The organism is Petrotoga sibirica DSM 13575 (assembly GCF_002924625.1).
GTDB classification, from domain to species: Bacteria; Thermotogota; Thermotogae; order Petrotogales; family Petrotogaceae; genus Petrotoga; species Petrotoga sibirica.
Map to the genome: position 1 here is coordinate 129,647 of NZ_JAHC01000016.1, position 22,139 is coordinate 151,785.

Consider the following 22,139-nt stretch of genomic DNA (forward strand, 5'->3'; position numbering starts at 1 on the left):
TTTTTAAGGTAATTGTTATTTAAATTCTTAAACAAATACCATTTGTTTACGAAACTTATGGTATAATGTAAAAGGTTATTTTGGCCCAAAAAATAAAAAAGGAGTAAAAACATGACAAAATTTCAACACATGGGCCTTTCTGATAACATACTCAACGCGATTGATAGAAAAGGGTACAAAGAACCAACTCCTATCCAAGAAAAGGTTATCCCCTTTCTTTTATCTGGTAAGAATAATGTAATCGGTCAGGCTCAAACTGGTACAGGAAAAACCGCAGCATTTGGTATACCTCTAATTGAAAGATTAGACGAAAAAGCAAACGACGTTCAAGCTTTAGTATTAACCCCCACAAGAGAGTTAGCTTTGCAGGTTTGTAATGAGATAGACTCATTGAAGGGAAACAAAAGATTGAACCTTCTTCCCGTGTATGGAGGGGTCTCAATTGGAAATCAAATTAGAGCCCTTAAGAGAAGAGTAGACTTAGTAGTAGGTACCCCTGGAAGAATAATTGACCATTTGAACAGAGGTACTTTAGATATTAGCAAAATTAAGTATTTGGTCATTGATGAAGCCGATGAAATGCTAGATATGGGTTTTATAGAAGATGTGGAGACGATACTCTCAAAAACTAATAAAGAAAAGCAAATTTTGATGTTTTCAGCTACAATGCCTCAAAGGATTGTTAACCTTGCTAGAAAGTATATGGGAAATTTTCAAACGGTAACAACAGTTCAAGAAAACAAAGAGGACATAACAGTAAAAAAGGCAAAACAAATTTATTACATGATTTCTGAGTCTGATAAAATAGAACTTTTGAGTAGGCTTATAGATATAGACACTAATTTTTACGGTCTTGTATTTACTAAAACAAAAGTCCAATCAGAAGAAATTGCAAACGAATTAATCAAAAAAGGTTACGAAGCAGAAGCCCTGAATGGAGACGTTTCTCAAAATCAAAGAGAAAGAATAATGGATAGATTTAAGAACAAACGAATAAAAATTTTAATATCCACAGACGTTGCAGCCAGAGGTATAGATATAGACAATCTTAAATACGTCATCAATTATTCTCTTCCACAAAATCCAGAAAATTATATACATCGTATAGGAAGAACTGCGAGGGCTGGAAATGAGGGAACAGCTATTACTTTTGTCACACCAAGCGAGTATAGAAAATTTATGTTCATTAAGCATTCCTCAAAAGCCTTAATAGAAGAAGCTAAAATACCACAACCCAAGGACATTGTTAACGCAAAAGTTGAAAAAATAAAAGATGAGATCAAATCTAATCTTTCCAAAGATATAGACCCTATATACGAAATCTTGACGGAAAAAATAATAGAGGAAACTGACCAAGAGCCCAGTCAAATAATTTCTTCTATTTTAAAGTATTTTTATGGTGGAATCTTGAAAGAAGAAAATTATAACAAAATAAAGGAAGTTAAAAGTTCCTCAAAAAGCAAAGAGCAAAGGTTATTTGTTGCATTAGGTAGTTCAAGTAAAATGACACCAAAAAAACTTGCTGAATTCATAGAAAAGGAAACCGGTGTGAATATAAAAAAGTTAAAAGATATCCAAGTAATGGATAAATTTTCTTTTGTGACAGTTCCTTCAGAAAAAGCTGAAGCAATAATAGAGATATTTAAACAAAAATCAAAGAGAAAAAGACCGCTCGTAGTACAAGCTAAGTCCAAAAGAGAAGTGAGAAAGTAAAGGCAAAAATGGATTATAGAAACAACTAGTTCGATTCTGAAGCATTTTTAACCGCTTCATATACGTTTAAATGTAATCTTTTATCATAAGCTTCGGGTAAAATCCTGGTGTGTGTAGGCATACATGAATTTGAAATTGCAAGTATTGCAGAATGGAGCATTTTTTTAGTTATCTTTGATTTTTTCTCTATCGCTCCTTTCATTATTCCTGGAAAGGCTATGAGATTGTTGATTTGGTTAGGATAATCTGATCTGCCAGTTGCCACTATACTTGCCCCGAAGCTTTTTGCTAATATTGGATCTATTTCCGGTAAAGGGTTGGCTAGTGCAAATATTATAGGATTTTTATTCATCATTTTTATCATTTCTTCATTCAAAATATTGCCTCTGGATACCCCTATAAACACATCTGCACCAAAAAGGGCATCTGAGAGATTTCCTGTTATATTTTCTGGATTGGTTATCTGTGCTAATTCTTCGTGATATTCATGCAAGCAGCTTTCCGGAACATTTTTATTCAATACCCCATTCTTGTCAACTAAAACAAGATTTATCACGCCAAAATCTATCAAAAACTTGGCTATATTGTACCCCGCTGCCCCTATACCGTTAATAACAACTTTAATACTTTTTGCTTCTTTGCCAGATAATTTCAATGCATTCAACAATCCAGCCGTCACTACGACAGCTGTCCCTTGCTGGTCATCATGAAAAACTGGAATATTCATTGTTTTATTTAATTCTTCTAATATTCTAAAACATCTAGGAGCAGAGATATCTTCTAGGTTTATACCTCCAAACGAAGGTTCTAAGTTTTTCACAATCGAAACAATCTCTTCCGGATCTTGTGTATTTAGGCAAATTGGAAAGGCATCAAGCTGACCAAAAAGATTAAACAACAAGGCCTTACCTTCCATAACGGGAAGCGCTCCATATGGACCAATGTTACCCAGACCCAATACAGCGCTTCCATCTGAAACGATACCAACGGTGTTCCAACGTCTTGTGTATAAAAATGTATTTTCTGGATCTTTAAAGCATTCTTCCGCAACATCTGCTACCCCAGGAGTGTATAGTAGGGATAACGATTCTTCGTTCAAATTGTCGACGTTCGAAATTGTCCTAATTTTTCCTTTGAGTATTTTGTGTAATTCTTTCGCGTCCAAGATTAACACTCCTTAAAAGTTAGAATATCTTATTGCCGTTTGTATCTATTGCCACCATTAAAGGAAAATCTTTCACGCTTATGTTATAAATAGCTTCTGGCCCTAATTCTGGGAAGGCTAGAACCCTTATATCCTTCACACACTTAGAAAGGTACGCGGCTGCACCACTTGGAGTTATAAAATAAACTCGCTTGTATTTTACACATAGCTTTACTGCTAAATCACTTCTTTTCCCCTTTCCAACAGTTGCTAACACACCTAATTTAAAGATCATTTCAAGATACCTATCCATTCTTTCACTCGTTGTCGGACCTATAGCACCTATCTTAGAGTTCTTTGGAGAATTTGCAGGGCCTGCATAAAATACAATTTTTTCATTTAAATCTACAGGGAGCTGCGAATTTTTTGAAAGTAATTCTAAAAGTTTTTGGTGTGCAGCATCCCTCATAACTATCAATTCGCCAGTGTATTGTAAGAGTTCTCCAACCTTTAATTTTTGAATTTCATCTATCTTCAAATTTTACCACACCTTTTCTACAAAGGTAACAATCTAAGGAAACCCCCACAGGAAGTGTTGCAATATGGGTGGGAGCATATTCTACATGTACAGAAAAAACCGAAACTCCCTCTTTTAATCCTTGAAAACCTATTTTTAAAGCGTTTAAATCTTTCAAAAGCCCTTCTTCAAAATCTGCATAAGTAGGGTTTGGATTCCTTTCTTTGAAACTTTTAGTTAAAGCCAATTTGGATAAAACCATCGCCTTATCAGAAGTTCCGCCTATTCCTATTCCAATATGTAAAGGTGGACAACCTTTTGCTCCATTTTCTTTCACATGCCTCATTATTACATCTTTTAACTCTTGAACACTAATTGATGGTTTTAACATGAACAAGGCTGAGAGATTTTCACTTCCCCCACCTTTAATCAAAAATTTGATCTCTAAACTCTTCCCAGAAACTTGAAATATGTGTACAACTGCGGGAGTGTTGTTTTTAGTGCTTTTTCTTTCAAAAAGAGGATCGCTCACCAGTGAAAATCGGAAGGGATTTCCCGTATATACCTTTTCCACCACCTCATTTAAAGTGGAAAATATTGGTTCTTGAAGTATAACTTCGTTTCCTAAAAAAACAAAGAATTCAACAATACCTGTATCCTGACAAAGGGGTAATTTCTCGGCTTCAGCAATTTTATAATTTTCTTTGAGGGCTTGCGAAAATGGACCATTGAATCCGTCTAGATAAGTTTTTACTTCTGGATTTATCGTTTCATTGACCTGTACTAACAGGTTTGACAACTTTTCTAGTATTTCACGCTTATATATCATCTCAAACTCCTTTTTTATAATTGATTACTGCCTTAAGCAACTCTAATTGTTTAATTTCTAAAGCCTATATTTTATCGTCTACTTTTCCACCTTTTTGAAATTTTAGCATGAAAAAATGAAAAATTAAGAATTTTTAAGTTTTTAATTCCTAATCGCCTCTAATCAACTTTAATCGTCTATAATTCCATTTAATCGGATTTTTATTTTGAGAATTTAAGAGGTATAATATGAATAGTTAAGCGGTTAAGTACTCTTATAATCAAATATTGGAGGAACAACAATGCCCACAAAGAAGAATAAAAACTCTCGAATAACTATTGAAGATATTGCGCGGATCGCTCAAGTCTCTAAAGCTACCGTGTCATATGTGATCAACGATAAACCTGGTGTAAGTGAACCCGTTAGAAATAAAATAAAAAATATAATTGAAGAAACTAATTATTTCCCTAATTCTGCAGCAAGGGGTTTGGCCGGTGAAAAGACACATTTTGTAGGTTTAGTTATCCCGGATATTTCTGATATGTTTTATGCCAATATAATTAGAGGAGTAGAAAAAACTTTAAATAAAAAAGATTATCTTCTCACTTTATTTACCACACACGCACAACCAGAAAGAGAGCAACAAGTAGTTCGACTGTTGAATAAAAGTATAGTTGACGGGTTAATTATAATGGCCTATTTTATTACTGATAATTTCATAGAATCATTGAAAGAAAGAGAGATTCCTTTTGTCTTTATCGATTATCCACCAAAAGATGAAGAAATTTATTCCGTAATGGTTGACAACAAAAATGGAGCGTATGAGGCGACAGAATATTTGATAAAACTTGGACATAAAAAAATAGCGTTTTTAGCAGGTCCAGAAGTTGCCTGGGATTCAAAGGCACGATTCGAGGGGTATTTAAAGGCATTAAAAGCTTATGGAATCAAATTCAACCCAGAATTGGTGGAAAACGGTAATTTCACAAAAGAAGAAGGATATGCCGCTACAAAAAGGTTGTTAGAAAAAGGAGAAAAATTCACTGCTATTTTTTCTTCGAATGATCAAATGGCTATAGGGGCAATGAGGGCTTTAAAAGAAAGTGGGTACAAAATTCCAACAGATGTCTCTATTGTGGGTTTTGACAACATAGAGGCCAGTTCTATAATAGAACCACCTTTAACAACTGTTTCACAGCCCATATATGAAATAGGTAAAAAGGCTGTAAATATTATAACATCTTTGATAAATGGAGAAAAAATTGAAGAAAAAAGATATATGTTAAAAACAAAATTAATTGAAAGACATTCTTGCATAAGAATTTAAATTTTTTAGAGATAACTTAACCGATTAAGTAATTATAAATACAGCTTTCAAGAGACACTTTAGAAATAATATTAGTGTGTACAGATAGATAAATCCCCGATCTCTTCCCATTATGGGTTAGGAACAATATGAAGAAGTGAGGCTTTATTTTTCTTATGGGTGGGGAGCGGGGCAAAGGGCGCTAAAATCAGTTTTAATAGTCTTTATAACAGTAATTTTAAAAATCAGGAGGGAAGATATGTTCGAGACAAAATACGGATATTTCACAGACGATGGAAAAGAATTTGTTATAACCACCCCTAAAACTCCAAAACCCTGGATAAATGTTATTTCTAATGGAGATTATGGAATGATTATATCTCAGAGTGGTTCAGGTTATAGTTGGAGAACGCATGCAAGTTTAAATAGAATTACACGGTGGGAACAAGACCTCATAAAGGATGAATGGGGCAAATATATATACATAAAAGATGACACAAGCGGGGATTTTTGGTCTCCGAGTTGGAAACCCACATGTACAGAACCACAAGAGTTCAAAGTAAGATATGGTCAAGGTTATTCAATATTCGAAACCAAATACTTCGATATAAAAACAAATTTAACAATGTTTGTATCTAAGAATGACCCGGTTGAGATATGGAAGTTAACTATAAAAAATACTTCAGAAAAAGAACGTAGACTATCTGTTTACACCTATTTAGAATGGAATTTGGGAGCCGCTCCTGACTGGCACAGGGAGTTTCACAAAACTTTTATCGAAACAGATTTTTTAAACGGTTTAAACTGTATAACGGCTGAAAAAAGAATGTGGGAGATTCCAAATGAAAAAGGTCAAAATTGGAACAGGAACTGGGAATATACCGCTTTTCATTCAGTTAATGAGAAAATAGCCGGATTTGAAGGGTCAAAGGAAAAATTTTTAGGACAGTATGGAAGCATTTCTAATCCAAATGCCCTTATTAGTGGAGAAATGTCAAACAACTATGGAAAGTGGGAAGATTCTATTGCTAGCTTAAAAAATGAAATAATTTTAAAACCAGGAGAAGAAAAAACGTTGATTTATCTACTTGGGGCTGCCTCCAAAAAAAATACAAACGAAAGCGTGGGTTCACTTGTTAAAAAATATCAGACAGTAGAAAACGTAGAAGAAGAATTCAAAAAAGTTAAAGATATGTGGGGTGAAATGCTTTCAAAATTTACTGTTGAAACTCCAGATAAAGCCGTAGATTTCATGCTAAATAACTGGTTGAAGTACCAAGCTATTTCAGGAAGATTATGGGGACGATCAGCTTATTATCAAACTGGTGGAGCATACGGTTATAGAGATCAACTTCAAGATAGTCAGATATTTTTGTACGTGGATCCTGAACAAACCAAAAATCAGATAAGACTTCATGCAGCTCACCAGTTCAAAGATGGAAGTGTTTACCATTGGTGGCATCCCATTTCTGAACTCGGTTACAAGAATAATATATCGGATAACAGATTATGGTTACCTTTTGTTGTTCTAAGGTTTTTAAAAGAAACCAATGATTTAGAATTTTTAAAAGAAATTATAAAGTTCCTAGATGGAGGAGAATCTTCTTTATACGATCACTGTATTAGAGCAATTCACTACAATTTAAATCATATGAGCTCAAGAGGACTTCCTTTGATAGGTGACGGAGACTGGAATGATGGTATGAACGCTGTTGGCACCCAGGGTAAAGGGGAAAGTATTTGGCTTGGACATTTCTTGTACGGTATTTTAAAAGATTTCTCGGTCGTCTGTAAGAAGATGGGAGATTTAGCAAATATGCAAAGGTTTATGGACGAAGGGGAAAAGCTTAAAGAAAACATCAACAAATACGCCTGGGATGGAGAATGGTACGTAAGGGCATTCAAAGACAACGGAGAACCGATTGGGAGTAAACAAAATAGCGAAGGTAAGATATTTTTAAACGCACAAACTTGGGCAATAATCAACGATACCGCAACACAAACACGAAGTGAAACAGCTTATCGATCAGCAAAAAAGTACCTGTTTAAAGATTATGGACCACTTCTTTTTCAACCGGCGTTTTTTAAACCTGATCCAGAAATTGGATACCTAAGCAGATACGCCCCTGGAGTTAGAGAAAATGGTGGATTATACACTCATGCAGGTACGTGGGCAATATTGGCAGCCTCAAAGATGAAAGATCCTGAAACATACAAAATCTACAAAAGCTTTATGCCTATTTATAGGGGTTTGGAACCAGATAAATACTTAGCTGAACCATATGTTACCCCTGGTAATGTTGATGGGCCAGATTCTCCTTATTTTGGAAGAGGAGGGTGGACTTGGTACACAGGATCGGCAGCTTGGTATTTCATAGTTGGAGTTGAGGGAATTTTTGGGCTAAAACCTGAATGGGAAGGATTAAGAATAGAACCCATGTTCCCAGAAGATTGGAAAGAAGTAAAAGTAAAGAGAATATTCAGGGGAAAACAGTTAAACATAACTTACAAAAAAAGTGATGAGAGAAAGATTTTAATTAATGGTGTAGAAATCGATGGAAACATTATTAATCCGGAATTATTTGAAGAAAGTATTTTGAACGTTGAAGTACTTTTTTAAAAAGTATAAAAATTTTAGAAACAATTAATTTTCAAAAAAATGAGATTTTGTTTTTAAAAGGGTTACAGGGCGGAGCCCTCCCACACCCATCCGGGCGGGCTGCTGGGCGAAGAGGAGCTAAAGCAGATTGTATGTAACTTAGAATGATGGAGGTATTTTAAAAATTTTTAGATTCTAGAAGTATGGTTTAAAGCAAGTTTTAGAGTCTAAAAAGAAAGAAATCAAAATTCTATAAAAGGAGGAATTTAGGATGAGTAAAAAAAGGTATTTTTTAGTATTAGCGGTTGTGATGTTATTTTTATCAGCTTTTTCTCAAGTCGTAATACATGATTTCGAATCTACTGTAGGTTTGAACAATGATAACACTGGAGCAACCTTTGAACTGAGTGGTAGATATGTATACAACGGTAAATTTTCTACGATCGTAGTACCTTCAGGATCATCTGAAGAGACGAAGTTAGCCTTTGAATTATCAGGAGAAAGATTGAGTAAATGGTTGGGTAATGATACATTGCAACTATCCCTTTACACAAATCCAAATAGTTCTTTAAAACCTAACAATTTTTTTCTTGGTATGGCTGATGTTACTGAAGGCTGGGAATGGGTTGATGGGATATTCTCTGAAACAGCACCAAAAGATGGTTGGAATCTAATAAAGTATAGATTATCCCAAAAGATGCAAGATATTTCGATTGAAAACAAATATATGCTTTACTTTTCCTTCATGCATTCTGAAGGATCGACAAAAATTCCTTTAAAAGATCCCTTTTACGTTGACAACTTAGTTGCTTTAAACTCTCAAGAGCAGCTAACAGAAACAGTATATATTTGGAATATGGACACGGTTGAGGAGATAAATACTTTTGGTAACGATAATACAGGGGCTGTTTTTGAATTAGCTACAGACCGTGCAGCTGAAGGGTTATACGCTATGAAGATTATTCCCAACGGTGAAGCAATAGAAACAAAGATAGCAATTGAACTTTCTGGTGAAAAAATTATCTCTTGGTCAGATACCAATAAAGTAACAATGAACGTTTATATACCAAAAGAAAATAAAATAAAACCAACGATGTATTTCTTAGGTATGGCAGATTTAACAACTGATTGGCAATGGATTGGGGGCGTATTCTCTCAAAATAGAGTGACTGATGGATGGAACAAGATAGAATTTGAAATAGCTGGAGATATGAACAAATTAAAAGAAGGAAATAAGTACATGATTTATTTAGCTTTCGCTGGTTTCAATCAAAACAATGAAAAAGTACCTTTAACGGAACCATTCTATGTAGATGGCATTTTTGTAGAAAAATCATCAAAATCCAAACCCACAGTTGATGAATTGTTAACTGCTGTTCCTACAAACCTTAAAGAAGAAGTGAAAAACCTTTTAGAACTTGACGATGAAAGCTTATTAGATGAAATACAAAAAAGAACCTTCATGTACCTTTGGAAAGAAGTAAACCCTGAAAATGGTTTGGTAAAAGATAGAAGTACGCCAGATTCAGCTTCAAGTATAGCCGCTGTTGGAATGGCACTTTCAGCTATTCCAGTAGGTATTGAACGGGGATGGATAACTTATGATCAAGGTTACAAAAGAACGTTAACAACGTTAAAAACCTTTGTAGAAGGCAAAGTCGAAGGAATCAATGGTTTTTACTACCATTTTGTGAACATGAATACTGGCAAAAGAGAGTGGAACAGCGAGGTATCTTCTATCGATACCGCAATACTCGTTGCCGGCGCATTGACAGCCGGAGCCTATTTTGAAAATACGGAAGTAGATGAACTAGCAAATAAATTGTATGAAAACGTGAATTGGCAATGGATGCTTGATGGTGGGGACACTTTGTCCATGGGTTGGAAACCAGAGGCAGGTTTTTTAGGTGCTAGATGGGATTCTTTCAATGAAGGCTTACTCGCCTATGTGTTAGCTATTGGCTCACCAACCTATCCAATCCCTGCAGATTCATGGGACAAAATTTTTAGACCCGTAAAAAACGATACATATATTTATCTACCTCAAGAAACACTGTTCGTATATCAGTATCCTAATATTTGGATAGATTTTAGAGACAAAGAAGACAAATACGCCAATTATTTCAACAACGCAGCCGCCGCAACAAGATATAACTGGTTATATGCTGTACAGAATCGTTTTAAATACGAAACTTACGCCATGGACATCTGGGGTTTAAGTGCTTCTGATGGACCTACAGGATACAAAGCTTACGGAGCTGTTGATGGGAACAACGATGGAACGGTTGCACCCTATGCATCTATATCATCTATACCATTCACTCCTGATATATCAATGAACGCTATCAGAGGAATGTTGAGTAAATATGGACCGTTAGTATGGGGCGAGTATGGATTTTATAGTGCATTCAACGTAGATGAAGTATGGTTCTCTGATCAATACATAGGAATCGATCAAGGAGATATTATTTTAATGATCGAAAATTATAAGACCGGTTTAATTTGGGAACTTTTCATGAAGAATAAAAATGTTCAAAAGGCCTTAGATGAAATAGGATTCATTGAACAAGTAGCTGAATATTCAGTTACTCCTTGGTATGTTGAAGAATACAAACGATTGTTAACTAGTGATGAAGAAAAGTTAGCAGAAGCACCAAAAATTTCAAATAATATAAACATCGATGGAAATTTAGAAGAATGGAAAAACATTCCAAAATATGAAGTAACGGAAGATATGAACGTACCAGCTGGTGGAATCAAACCTGTAGATAAAAGGTCTCAGGTTCTACATAGTTATTTTCAAGTTGCATGGGACGATCAAAACTTGTATTTAGCAGCAGATGTATACGATGAAGTTGTCGTTAGTAACATAGCTCCCAACGATGTCGGTGGTTATTACAGGACAGATTCAATTGAATTTTATATAAACCCAGCAGTTGCTGGTTCTGATACCGGAATTTTCAAATTAGCTATTCTTCCATTTGATACAGAAGGAAACGTCCAAGCTGTACGACACGAAGACGCAAAACCAGGCCCGATATCAAACACCGCACCTAAAATGAAAGTAGCTTCTAAAAGAACAGATTCTGGATATGTTGTGGAAGTCATGATCCCATTTGAATATTTAGGTATAACAAACCCACAACCTGGTTTAAAACTTGGATTTAGTCACACAATCCACAATTCTAACAAAGGAGATGCTGCTATAGGAGAATATGTGAGAGAGAATATAATTTCTTGGAATCCTCTGCCAGATATTTGGGCAAATCCACAAAATTGGGGAACTTTAGAATTAAAATAAGTTTCTTTTCTGAATCAGAATACTAAAAAATAAAAGGATTATCAAAAAAAAATTCCTATTTTAAAAGGTTTTCAGGGGGGTAGGAATTTAATAGAAGTTTTAAACTTCTAAATACTGTAAAAAATTGCTATTAGGAGGTGTGGAGACATGAGAAAAGCTTTGGTCGTTTTGAGTGTTGTGATGTTTTTGGTTTCATTAAATTTCGGAGCAACAAAGATCACAGTATGGGCTATGGGTGAAGAGGCAAAAAGTTTGGATCAATTAGTCAAGCTTTTCATGGAAGAATACCCTGAATATGAGGTCGATATTCAAGCCATACCCTGGGCAAATGCCTACGATAAAATTTTAACTGGAATCGCTGGCAGACAAGTCCCGGATATTGCACAGATGGGGACAACTTGGATGTCTCCGTTTGGAAGCATGGGGGCATTTGAAGATTTAGCACCGTATATTGAACGATCTGAAGTTGTAAAACCAGAAAATTTCTTCAAAGGTGCATTAGAAACAGGGATAGTTGATGGAAAACAGTTAGGTATTCCTTGGTATGTGGATACTAGAGCTATGTATTACAGAACAGATTTATTAGCACAAGTAGGTTACGATCATGCTCCTCAAAATTGGGATGAGTTATACGATGCTGTAAAGAAGTTAGTTGAAAATGGTAGTAGATATGGCATTACACTTTACCAACCTCAGGATAATTATCAAGTACTGTTACCATTTGTTTGGCAAAATGGTGGAGACATTTTAGACAGCGCCGGAAATGTGATAGTAGACCAACCAGAATTCGTCGAAGCTTTTGGGTATTACACAAGATTCTTCACTGAAGGATTGACTCCAATTGCTGGCGGAGGGAACCTATTCCAAGATTTCGCCTCTGGAGATACACCAATCTTTTTTTCCGGTCCATGGATGGTTAGTATGATAAGGGCACAAATACCTCAAATAGCTGGTAATTGGGATGTTGCGTTAATGCCCGAGAAAAAAAGCAGAACATCCTTTATGGGTGGCAGTGATTTAGTTATTTTCAGAGATTCCAAAAACAAGGAAGCTGCTTGGAAGTTCATCGAGTTCTTGTCTAGACCGGATATTCAAGTAAAGTGGTACCAAATTGTGAACGCACTACCTTCAGTTCCCAAAGCATGGGAAGATCCTTTATTGCAATCAGATCCGATGATAGCAACCTTTGGTGAACAGTTGAATGATGCAAAAGCTCCTATAAACATACCCGAATTTCAAGAGATCTCAGTTTCGATTGATAGCAGAGTTCAAGAAGCGATTTATGGCAGAAAAACGCCAGAACAAGCTGCTAAAGATTTGAAAAAAGATATTGAAAAGATTTTGAAATAATTTGTTTTATGCCCCTCTTGTTACAAAAAAGAGGGGCTTTTGATCAAAATTTTTTTGATTATGAGGAGAGATAAAATTGAAGACCCCTTTAAGATCGATTATTGGTTTCATAGGACCTTCAATAATATTATTGTTGATCTTCATGTTAATACCCATAGTAGTTTCTCTGGTGATAAGCTTCACCGATTTCGATGTTTATGCTATATATGATTGGGGAAGAGCTAGTTTTATTGGTTTTGAAAATTATGTAAATTTAATGCAAGAACCTCTTTTTTGGAGGGCGCTACTAAATACGCTATATGCATTAGTTGTTGCAATGCCATTAACGGTAGTTTTGGCTTTAAGTTTTGCTGCCCTTATAAACAGGGAAGCCACGTATTTTAAAAACTTTTTTAAAGTAAGCTTTTATCTACCTTCCATTACAAACACAGTCGCAATTGCTATCGTATGGGCTTGGATGCTCAATCCTGATTACGGATTAATAAATTGGTTTCTGGGTTTGTTTGGAATACAAGGACCTAATTGGTTGGGTGACCCCCTTTGGGCAATGCCATCGGTAATAATGCTTGTAGTTTGGAAAGCAGTTGGTTACAACGTCATTCTCTTCACGGCTGGTTTACAAAATATACCAGATTATTTATACGAAGCTGCCGAGTTGGACGGAGCTTCAAAATTTCAACAATTTTTACATGTTACTATCCCATCGTTGAGGCCAACAATATTTTTCGTTACAGTTATGACTGTAATAGGTTATTTGCAATTATTTGAAGAACCATACATGTTAACCGCAGGCGGACCTTTGAATTCTACTTTATCTATAGTTCTCTACCTGTATCGACAAGGTTTCAGGTTCTTCAAATTAGGGTATGCCTCTTCGATCGCTTTTATGTTATTTTTAATGATATTTGCTTTAACATACATACAAATGAGTGCAAGAAGATCAGAAGTATAAGAGAGAATCAGTAAGGAGTGATTATTGTGAGATCAAGAAAAGTTTCTCCCATAGAGCAAGTAGCGGTACATGGATTATTGATTATTTGGTTGTTAATTTCGGTTATACCTTTTGTATGGATGCTTTCAACTTCTTTTAAGGGACCAGGAGAAATTTTTATATTTCCTCCAAGATGGATCCCTAGGAATCCTACTTTTAACAATTATATAGATTTATTTCAAAATATGAACTTTGGAAGGCCTTTTTTGAATTCCGTTATTGTTTCTCTTTCTACTACGTTTTTATCGGTTTTAGTAGCCACCATGGCAGGTTATGGATTCGCCAAATTCCATTTTAAAAATAAAAACCTTTTGTTTTTGTTCATCTTAGGAACGATTATGGTGCCTGGTCAAATAACAATGATTCCAGTATTTTTATTGCTGTCCCGATTGAATCTATTGAACACCTATTGGGGGTTAATATTGCCTGCTATTGCAAATGCCTTCAACATATTCTTTATGAGACAATACATTATGGGTGTACCCGATGAACTAATAGAAGCAGCTAAGATGGATGGAGCACACGAAGGATGGATATTTTTTAGAATAATTTTGCCTTTGGCTAGACCCGCTATGGCAGCAATAACCATCTTCACTTTTACAGGTTCCTGGAACAATTTTTTGTGGCCATTGATTATAGCGACCGATGAAAGCATGTACACACTTCCGGTTGCTGTATCTGTTTTAGGAGGACAATATACTGAAAATATAGCGATGCAAATGGCAGGTTCGGTTATCGTAATTTTACCTCTTATAATTGTATTTTTATTCACTCAACGATATTTCATAAAAGGAATCACATTTACAGGAATGAAAGGCTAAAGTGAAATGGCCAGATTTATAATATTATTCAAATCTTGTTAATAAATTACCTGTATAATAAAAGGGACTAAATTTATCCCAAATAAAAGGAGGACATTAGATGGCAAAAGTCAACGTTATATTCTACAGTATGTATGGCCATATCTATCAAATGGCTAAAGCCGAAGCAGAAGGCGCAAAAGAAGTAAAAGGAACGGATGTTAAAATCTACAGAGTTCCTGAAACCGTTCCTGAAGATATTCTAATCCAATCTGGGGCTAAAAAGGCACAAGAACAATTTTTAGATATTCCAATAGCAAATTTGGATTCCCTTGTTGAAGCTGATGCTATAATTTTTGGTACTCCAACGAGATTTGGCATGATGGCGGCGCAAATGAGGCAATTTCTTGATACGACAGGCCCCCTTTGGGCCAAGAGAAGTTTGGTTGGAAAAATAGGTAGTGTCTTTACTTCTACTAGCAGTCAACATGGAGGTCAAGAATCTACTATTTTGAATTTTCACACAACGTTATTACACCATGGGTTGATTATTGTTGGAATTCCTTTTACTGAGCCAGATCTGAGCGATGCATCAAATGTTCATGGAGGTTCACCGTATGGCGCCTCGGCAATTATTGTTCAGGGCGATGAAAATAGACCAAATGAAATAGAGCTCAATATTGCCAAAAGTCAAGGAAGAAGAGTAGCTGAAATAGCAAAAAAGCTTTTTGGATGATATTTCAGAGTATAAACTATTTAATTAAAATATCTACTTTAAGAAACTTTTGAAAATTTTTAAAGACGCACGATCTGTGCGTCTTTATTTTTTTGAATTTAAAAGTTCAATTGACTTTTAAAAAAATAACTGTTATAATTAATTATGATTATTCACTTAGTGTATGAATGAAATGCCTAGAGGTGATGTTCCTAATGCTCAATATTCAAAAATACACATTTTTTAATCCCTCTCCAAACTTCCGAGAAATGATGATCTTAAAGTTAGTTTCTCAAGAAAACGATATTTCTCAAGAAACGATGGCGAAAAAAGTAGGGGTTGTCCCATCGATGATAAACAAGTATTTAAAAGATTTTGAAGAGAATGGAAATATCATAAAAAGCGGTGAAAACAAACGTAATATGAGTTATGAGCTCACAGAAACAGGAAAAAAGAGGTTGCAATTTTTAACCCTCAGTTTCGTCGACGAGGTTTCTGAGCTGTACACAGAAACCAAAGACTCATTCAAAAAAGTTTTTCAAACTCTTAAAAAAGATAATTTAAAGGACATTCTTTTGTATGGTGCAGGGGTTGTTGGAGGGATTGTATTGAAGGTTTTGAAGGATGAAAATATTAATATAATTGGATTTTTGGACGATTCTTCTTTAAAACAGGGGGATAGACTTCAAGGAATAGATATTTACCCTCCGGAAAAAGCCAAAGAGTTAATCTACGATGCCCTCATAATAGCTTCGTTTAGAAAATCAGAAAAAATATTGGAAAAGGCAACCGAAAAAAATTTGGAAAAATTGTATATTTTTAAGATAGATGATGAAGGTAATATTTCTCTGGAGGGCAGATGAAAATGAAAGATAAGATGAAGGTTCCTCTTTTTGATTTAACAAGACAATACGAAAAATTGAGAAAAGATGTTCTAAAGAAGTTGGATGCTGTTTTCACTTCTGGAAACGTGGTTATGGGAAGTAATGTAAAAGCCTTAGAAGAGGAAATTGCGAAGTATATAAATGTAAAGTATGCTATCGGTGTTGCCAATGGTTCCGATGCCCTAAGAATATCGGTTCAAGCTCTGGGTATAAAAGAAGGGGATTATGTCATCACCACACCATATACTTTTTTTGCAACCGCAAGTGCAATTGTACTGAATGGTGCTACCCCTATATTTGTGGATGTAGAAGATAAATACTACAATCTTGATTTAGATAAAGTCGAAGATTTGCTTGAAAATCATCCAAAAAAAGAAAAAATTAGAGCGATTATTCCCGTACACCTTTTTGGAAAGACCGTTGATTTAGAAAGATTGGAAAAAATAAGAGAGAATTACAACGTAAAAATTATAGAAGATGCCGCCCAGTCTATTGGGTCTGTATGGCATTATAAGAATGGTGAAAGAAAATTTAGTGGCAGTATCGGAGATTTGGGGATTTTTTCCTTCTTCCCAACAAAAAATTTAGGTGGTTATGGTGACGGTGGAATGGTCGTTACAAACGATGCGGTTTTGGCAGATAGGGTCAGAAAATTAAGAGTTCATGGTGCTGCAAAAAAATATTATCACGATGAAGTTGGTTACAATTCAAGATTAGACGAAGTTCAAGCTGCAATATTGAGAATAAAATTAAATAATTTAGATGACTACATAGATAAAAGAATAAAAAAAGCAAAAAATTATGAAGAGCTATTCAAATCACATAACCTCAACGAACATTTAAGCTATCCTGCTTATTTTAATGACAGAACCCATGTTTATCACCAATACGTTGTTACTTTGAATAACCCTGAAGATAGAGATAAATTGAAAAAATTCTTAGAAAATAAAGGCGTCGGAACATCTATATACTATCCCCTTGGCTTGCACCTTCAAAAGTGCTTTGAGAACTTGGGTTATAAAGAAGGAGACTTCCCTGTAGCTGAAAAGGCATCGAAATCCACGATAGCCTTACCAATGTTTCCAGAACTCACCAAAAAAGAGCAGGAATATGTAGTTAAATCTATTAAAGAGTTTTTTTCAAAATAGTTTTAGAGTTTCTAAAAATAGTGTTATTCTAGAAAGAGGAGGACTAAAAAATGGCATTATTAGATAAAATAAAAGATAAAACTGCAAAGATAGGGGTAATAGGTTTGGGTTATGTTGGTTTACCACTTGCGGTAGAAAAGGCGAAGGCAGGGTACCAAGTTTTAGGATTCGATATTCAAAAAGAAAAAGTAGATAAGGTCAACAAAGGAATAAATTATATTGGGGATGTTGTAAATGCAGAATTAGAAAAGCTGGTTGAAGACGGCCTTTTAAACGCTACAACTGATTATGACAGAATAAAGGAATGCGATTGTGTTATGATATGTGTTCCAACTCCCTTGAATAAATACAAACAACCTGATTTAAGTTTTGTTGTTGATTCGACCAAAGAAGTAGCAAAAAGACTCCATCCAGAAATGTTGATCGTTTTAGAAAGCACTACCTATCCAGGAACTACGGAAGAAGTACTTCTACCGTTATTACAAGAATATGGTTTTAAGGTTGGAAAAGATTTTTATTTAGCTTTTAGCCCAGAAAGAGTAGATCCAGGAAATTTGATTTATAAGACCAAAAATACACCAAAAGTAGTTGGTGGAGTTACCGAAAAATGCACTTTACATGCAAAAACTCTCTATGAAAATGTATTAAACGCAGAAGTTTTCACCGTTTCATCCCCTAAGGAAGCAGAGATGTCAAAAATTTTGGAAAATACCTTTAGAATAGTCAATATTGGCCTCATCAATGAAATGGCTATCTTAGCAAAGAAAATGGGAATAAACATCTGGCAGGTAATAGACGCAGCTGCAACAAAGCCTTTTGGTTTCATGCCTTTTTATCCTGGACCAGGTGTGGGCGGTCATTGTATTCCGATAGATCCTTTTTATTTAACGTATAAAGCTAGAGAGTTTGACTATCACACAAGGATAATAGAATTGGCTGGGGAAATAAACGATTATATGCCTGAGTACGTAATTGAAAGACTAATGGACATTTTAAACGAAAATAAAAAGTGTTTGAACGGTTCCAAAATATTGATGTTAGGAGTAAGTTATAAAAACGACATCGACGATTTAAGAGAGTCTCCTGCTTTGAAAGTTTTGGAGCTTTTGGAAAAGAAGGGAGCACAAGTAAAGATTCATGACCCCTATATTAAAAATTTTTCTCATAAAGGAATTGAATATAAAACCGTAGCTTTAACAAAAGAATTGTTAGAGGAATCAGATGCTGTCTTAATTACTACGGGGCACAAAAAGGTGGATTACAATTTCGTTTTGGAAAATGCCAATATAGTTTTTGATACAAAAAATGTCACAAAAGGACTTAGAGAGAAGTATCCAGAAAAAGTTTCTCTATTATGAAAATTTAAAATGTAGGTGATGTTCTTATGCTTAAATTGGCTGTAATAGGTTGTGGAAGAATAGCCCAAAAAAAACATACAGAAGCGATTATAAAAAATTCTGATATCATTGAAAATGTGGCTGTTTGCGATTTAAAAGAAGAAAGAGCAGAACACTTTGCCAACAAGGTGGAAGGTTCTGGGTTAAAGAAACCAGAGATATACACGGACTACAGAAAATTGTTAAAAAGATCGGATATAGACGCCGTGGCAATCGCTACCGAAAGCGGGAACCATTATGAAATCACCATGGAAGCCCTGCAAAACAACAAACATGTATTAGTGGAAAAACCAATGGCCCTATCAACAAAACATATGAACGAGATGATAGAGTTTGCAAAAAGGAAAAATTTAAAGTTAGGTGTTTGTTTTCAAAATCGCTTCAACCCACCTATACAAGAATTAAGAAAAAAAATTACAACAAATTCATTTGGAAGGATTCTCCATGGTCAAGCTTCCATTAGGTGGAATAGAAACGAAGAATATTACAGGCAAGCAAAATGGAGAGGTACTTGGGAATACGATGGAGGCACGCTGATGAACCAATGTACTCACAATATAGACTTGCTATTGTGGATTATGGGCTCTGAAATAAACGAAATATATGGTGCTATTCAGAACTTCACCCATCCTTACATCGAAGCTGAGGATTTTGGGGGGGCCATAATAAAATTTAAAAACGGTTCCGTAGGAATAATCGAAGGATCTGCAAATATATATCCAAAAAATTTGGAAGAGACCCTATCGATATTTGGAGAAAAAGGGACAGTGGTGATCGGTGGTTTAGCGGTGAATAAAATAAAATATTGGAGATTTGAAGGAGAAGATGGACATCCATTTCAAAATCTCCCAGATCCTGATACCGTTTATGGAAGTGGGCACATTCCACTGTATAGAGATTTTTATCAATCTATAGAAGAAGATCGAGAACCTTTTATTAACGGTGAAGAAGGAAAAAAGGCTGTCGAAGCTGTTTTAGGAGTTTACAAGTCTGCTCTTTTGGACAGACCTGTCAAATTCCCAATCGATTTTTCAACTCTAGAATTGAAGAGGGATATAAATTCAGTCTAGATCTTGTCATAATCGAGATCTACCCCTCTTCTTTTTCACATATCGATTTCTATTCCTAAACCAGGTTTGTCCGAAAGAATTATTGTATCTCCTTCTACTTCAAAACCTCCTTTTATTCCTTCGAATTCTTCATAATACATGAAGGAATCTAAATCAGCATCTGTGATATTTCTCTTTGCTGCAACTAAGCTTGCCCCTGCAGTAAGAGCCACCTTTGTTTCCACCATACATCCAACCATACAATTAATTCCAGCAGATTCTGCAATTGCGTTAATCTTTTCAGCTTCGTAAAGTCCTCCACTTTTCATTAGTTTAATGTTGATCATATCAGCACTATCTTTTTTTACTGCATGCATTGCATCATGAGCGTTATGAACTGATTCATCTAAAATTATCTTCATATCAGTCTTTTTTCTCAAAAGCGAAGATCCATCAAAATCCCAATCGGCTAACGGCTGTTCAACGGCTTCAATATTGTAATTTTCCATCATCTTGATTGCAGTTAACGTATTGTGTATATTCCATCCTTGGTTGGCATCTGTTTTCAATCTTACGTTATCTCCCACGTTTTTTCTTATAAGCCTGATAGCCTCGATATCGTTTTTAAGCTCAACGCCGGTTTTAATTTTTAATATGTTAAACCCTTTATCTACCCTCTCTTTGGCTTCGTTTGCCATTTCTTGTGGTGCTCCAATCCCTATCGTAATATCTGTCTGTACTTTGTTTTCAAATCCACCAAGTATCTTATAAAGGGGTTCTTGCATCACTTTTCCTTTTATATCGTAGAGAGCGATATCAACCGCTGCTTTTGCTGCTGTATTTCCAGCAATTGCTTTGTTCAATATATAATGTATTCTTTCGATTGCGAGTGGGTCCTGCCCTATTAATATTTCTTTGAATGATTTAAGAACAATTGTTACACTGTCGATGCTTTCCCCCGTTACCGAACGAGAAGGGGTAGCTTCTCCAAAACCGTAGTATCCTTCATCAGTAGTTATTTTTAGAAGCACCGATTCACAATACTCCGTTGCTCCTCGCGAAATAACAAAAGGTTTTTTGAGTTTAATTTTGATTTTTTCAAATTTTAAATCTGTTATTTTCATTTCTCTGCCCTCCATAAGATTTTTTAAATAGTACGACCCTTTGCCATAACCTTTTTTATTTCCAGAGTACTTTTATCTAAGAACACTATATCTGCATCAAAGTTTTCTTTTATTTGGCCTTTGTTTTCTAATTTAAGAAAATTTGCAGGATTACTAGTGATAACCTTCAAAGCTTCTTCTAAAGGAATATTTTCCTGAAGCACACAATCTTTTACTTCTTCAAAGAGTGTAGCTACATCTGCTACTGTTAAACCTAAATAATTCCCTTTATCATCGAATTGTGGTAAACTCCCCTGCCCATCGGATGAGAAAGATATATTGTCAATATTTATCCCATCTTCCAGCAAAAGTTTTAAAGCTTTAGATGGTTTTGATGGATCGTCTTTGTCTTTCTTTTTTGACGAACTAGTTGTGAAATCAACCCTTCCCCCCAGTTCTATGAAATTTTTACATGTTCGAAGAGCTTTTTCTCCCTTGTTCATGTGAGTTGGAAGGAACTGCGAGATTGGTAATTCTGAATTTTCTACAACATCTAGTAATATCTGAATAAATTTTTCCCCTCTGCCAACATGGATATTTACTATCCCTGCCTTTTTTGATAAAATTCCACCCACTCGAGCTTCTGAAGTCAATCTTATCAATTCTTCTAAGGTCGGTTGGGAACCTCTATGGTCTGAAATAGCAACCTCTCCAACACCTATTATTTCTTCAATAAAAACCAAATCGTCTATAATTCTGCCGGTAAAAGTTTTTATAGGAAGATGATAAGAACCCGTATACGCATAGCAGCTTATTCCTTCTTGTTTTAATGCTTTTGCTTTTGCAATTAAGTTTTGCATACTTCGAGTTGCGTTGTCGGTCCCCAAAACACCTACTAATGTAGTAATTCCAGAACTTACTATCTTAGAAACGGATATCTCCGGCGTCCTTGTGTTATATCCCCCTTCTCCACCTCCCCCTGTTATATGAACGTGTGAGTCTATAAAACCTGGAACTAATAAATAATCTTCCGCATCGATAACCTCAACTTTAAGATTAGAATTTAATTCTATCGAATCCACTAATTCTAAGATTTTTTCTCCACCAATTAATATATCTTTTTTCCCTAAAGCTTTAGGCGAGTAAACCGTTGCATTCTTTATAAGGGTAAGCAAAATTCCTCTTCTCCTTTTTTATGATTATAATTTTTGTTTAAATCATGCCACAGAAATATTCTAAAGTCAAGTTAACGCATCCTACTAATAATTTTTGACTTAAAAAATAAAAAAGCTCAAAAATCCAAAAAAGATCTTT

General features: G+C 35.1%; 17 protein-coding genes. 12 read left to right on the forward strand and 5 right to left on the reverse strand.

The features are described 5' to 3' along the window. The first annotated feature begins 111 nt into the window (after positions 1-111). Complete coding sequence (locus AA80_RS04210; RefSeq protein WP_103876566.1) at positions 112-1,713, forward strand: DEAD/DEAH box helicase; 1,602 nt, start codon at positions 112-114, stop codon at positions 1,711-1,713. A gap of 25 nt (positions 1,714-1,738) precedes the next feature. On the opposite strand, the gene AA80_RS04215 is transcribed toward AA80_RS04210, so the two are convergent. From AA80_RS04215 to AA80_RS04225, 3 genes are read right to left on the reverse strand one after another with little or no spacing between them, the layout of a single operon-like run. Continuing rightward, positions 1,739-2,878, reverse strand: coding sequence for an NAD(P)-dependent malic enzyme (locus tag AA80_RS04215; protein WP_103876567.1), 1,140 nt, complete (start codon positions 2,876-2,878; stop codon positions 1,739-1,741). A 19-nt stretch (positions 2,879-2,897) separates the two neighbouring features. After that, positions 2,898-3,395, reverse strand: a complete 498-nt coding sequence (locus AA80_RS04220) for a FumA C-terminus/TtdB family hydratase beta subunit (RefSeq protein ID WP_103876568.1) — start codon at positions 3,393-3,395, stop codon at positions 2,898-2,900. Beyond that, positions 3,382-4,203, reverse strand: coding sequence for a fumarate hydratase (locus AA80_RS04225; protein ID WP_103876569.1), 822 nt, complete (start codon positions 4,201-4,203; stop codon positions 3,382-3,384). The genes AA80_RS04220 and AA80_RS04225 overlap by 14 nt, the downstream gene beginning before the upstream one ends. A gap of 280 nt (positions 4,204-4,483) precedes the next feature. On the opposite strand from AA80_RS04225, the gene AA80_RS04230 reads away from it, so the two are divergent. The 11 genes from AA80_RS04230 to AA80_RS04280 all read left to right on the forward strand — a co-directional run bounded on the left by AA80_RS04230 (position 4,484) and on the right by AA80_RS04280 (position 19,743). Next, complete coding sequence (locus AA80_RS04230) at positions 4,484-5,509, forward strand: LacI family DNA-binding transcriptional regulator (RefSeq protein WP_103876570.1); 1,026 nt, start codon at positions 4,484-4,486, stop codon at positions 5,507-5,509. Between the two features lie 238 nt (positions 5,510-5,747). Then, on the forward strand, positions 5,748-8,108 hold the full coding sequence (locus AA80_RS04235; protein WP_103876571.1) for a glycoside hydrolase family 94 protein: 2,361 nt from the start codon (positions 5,748-5,750) through the stop codon (positions 8,106-8,108). A 250-nt stretch (positions 8,109-8,358) separates the two neighbouring features. Next, positions 8,359-11,388, forward strand: a complete 3,030-nt coding sequence (locus AA80_RS04240; protein WP_103876572.1) for a glucoamylase family protein — start codon at positions 8,359-8,361, stop codon at positions 11,386-11,388. A 147-nt stretch (positions 11,389-11,535) separates the two neighbouring features. After that, positions 11,536-12,738: a sugar ABC transporter substrate-binding protein gene (locus AA80_RS04245; protein WP_103876573.1), complete on the forward strand. Its 1,203-nt coding sequence runs from the start codon at positions 11,536-11,538 to the stop codon at positions 12,736-12,738. Positions 12,739-12,814: 76 nt separating this feature from the next. Beyond that, a complete protein-coding gene (locus AA80_RS04250; protein WP_103876574.1) occupies positions 12,815-13,690 on the forward strand; it encodes a carbohydrate ABC transporter permease in 876 nt (291 codons plus the stop codon). 26 nt (positions 13,691-13,716) lie between these two features. After that, positions 13,717-14,550: a carbohydrate ABC transporter permease gene (locus tag AA80_RS04255; protein WP_103876575.1), complete on the forward strand. Its 834-nt coding sequence runs from the start codon at positions 13,717-13,719 to the stop codon at positions 14,548-14,550. Positions 14,551-14,650: 100 nt separating this feature from the next. Beyond that, positions 14,651-15,265 (forward strand): NAD(P)H:quinone oxidoreductase, encoded by a 615-nt coding sequence (gene wrbA / locus AA80_RS04260; protein ID WP_103876576.1) that lies wholly within the window; start codon positions 14,651-14,653, stop codon positions 15,263-15,265. Between the two features lie 194 nt (positions 15,266-15,459). Next, the gene (locus tag AA80_RS04265; protein ID WP_103876577.1) at positions 15,460-16,107 is read left to right on the forward strand and encodes a winged helix-turn-helix transcriptional regulator; all 648 of its coding nucleotides are present in this window, start codon (positions 15,460-15,462) and stop codon (positions 16,105-16,107) included. 2 nt (positions 16,108-16,109) lie between these two features. Continuing rightward, positions 16,110-17,276, forward strand: coding sequence for a DegT/DnrJ/EryC1/StrS family aminotransferase (locus AA80_RS04270; RefSeq protein WP_103876578.1), 1,167 nt, complete (start codon positions 16,110-16,112; stop codon positions 17,274-17,276). Between the two features lie 50 nt (positions 17,277-17,326). Beyond that, positions 17,327-18,634 carry a nucleotide sugar dehydrogenase gene (locus AA80_RS04275; protein WP_103876579.1) on the forward strand — a complete coding sequence of 436 codons (1,308 nt, stop codon included), beginning with the start codon at positions 17,327-17,329 and terminating at the stop codon, positions 18,632-18,634. 26 nt (positions 18,635-18,660) lie between these two features. Next, positions 18,661-19,743, forward strand: a complete 1,083-nt coding sequence (locus AA80_RS04280; RefSeq protein WP_103876580.1) for a Gfo/Idh/MocA family protein — start codon at positions 18,661-18,663, stop codon at positions 19,741-19,743. A 35-nt stretch (positions 19,744-19,778) separates the two neighbouring features. On the opposite strand, the gene AA80_RS04285 is transcribed toward AA80_RS04280, so the two are convergent. Then, entirely contained in the window at positions 19,779-20,846 is a 1,068-nt protein-coding gene (locus AA80_RS04285; protein ID WP_103876581.1) for a mandelate racemase/muconate lactonizing enzyme family protein, read from the reverse strand. A 23-nt stretch (positions 20,847-20,869) separates the two neighbouring features. Then, positions 20,870-22,000: a beta-aspartyl-peptidase gene (gene iadA, locus AA80_RS04290; RefSeq protein ID WP_103876582.1), complete on the reverse strand. Its 1,131-nt coding sequence runs from the start codon at positions 21,998-22,000 to the stop codon at positions 20,870-20,872. Between the last annotated feature and the right edge of the window lie 139 nt (positions 22,001-22,139).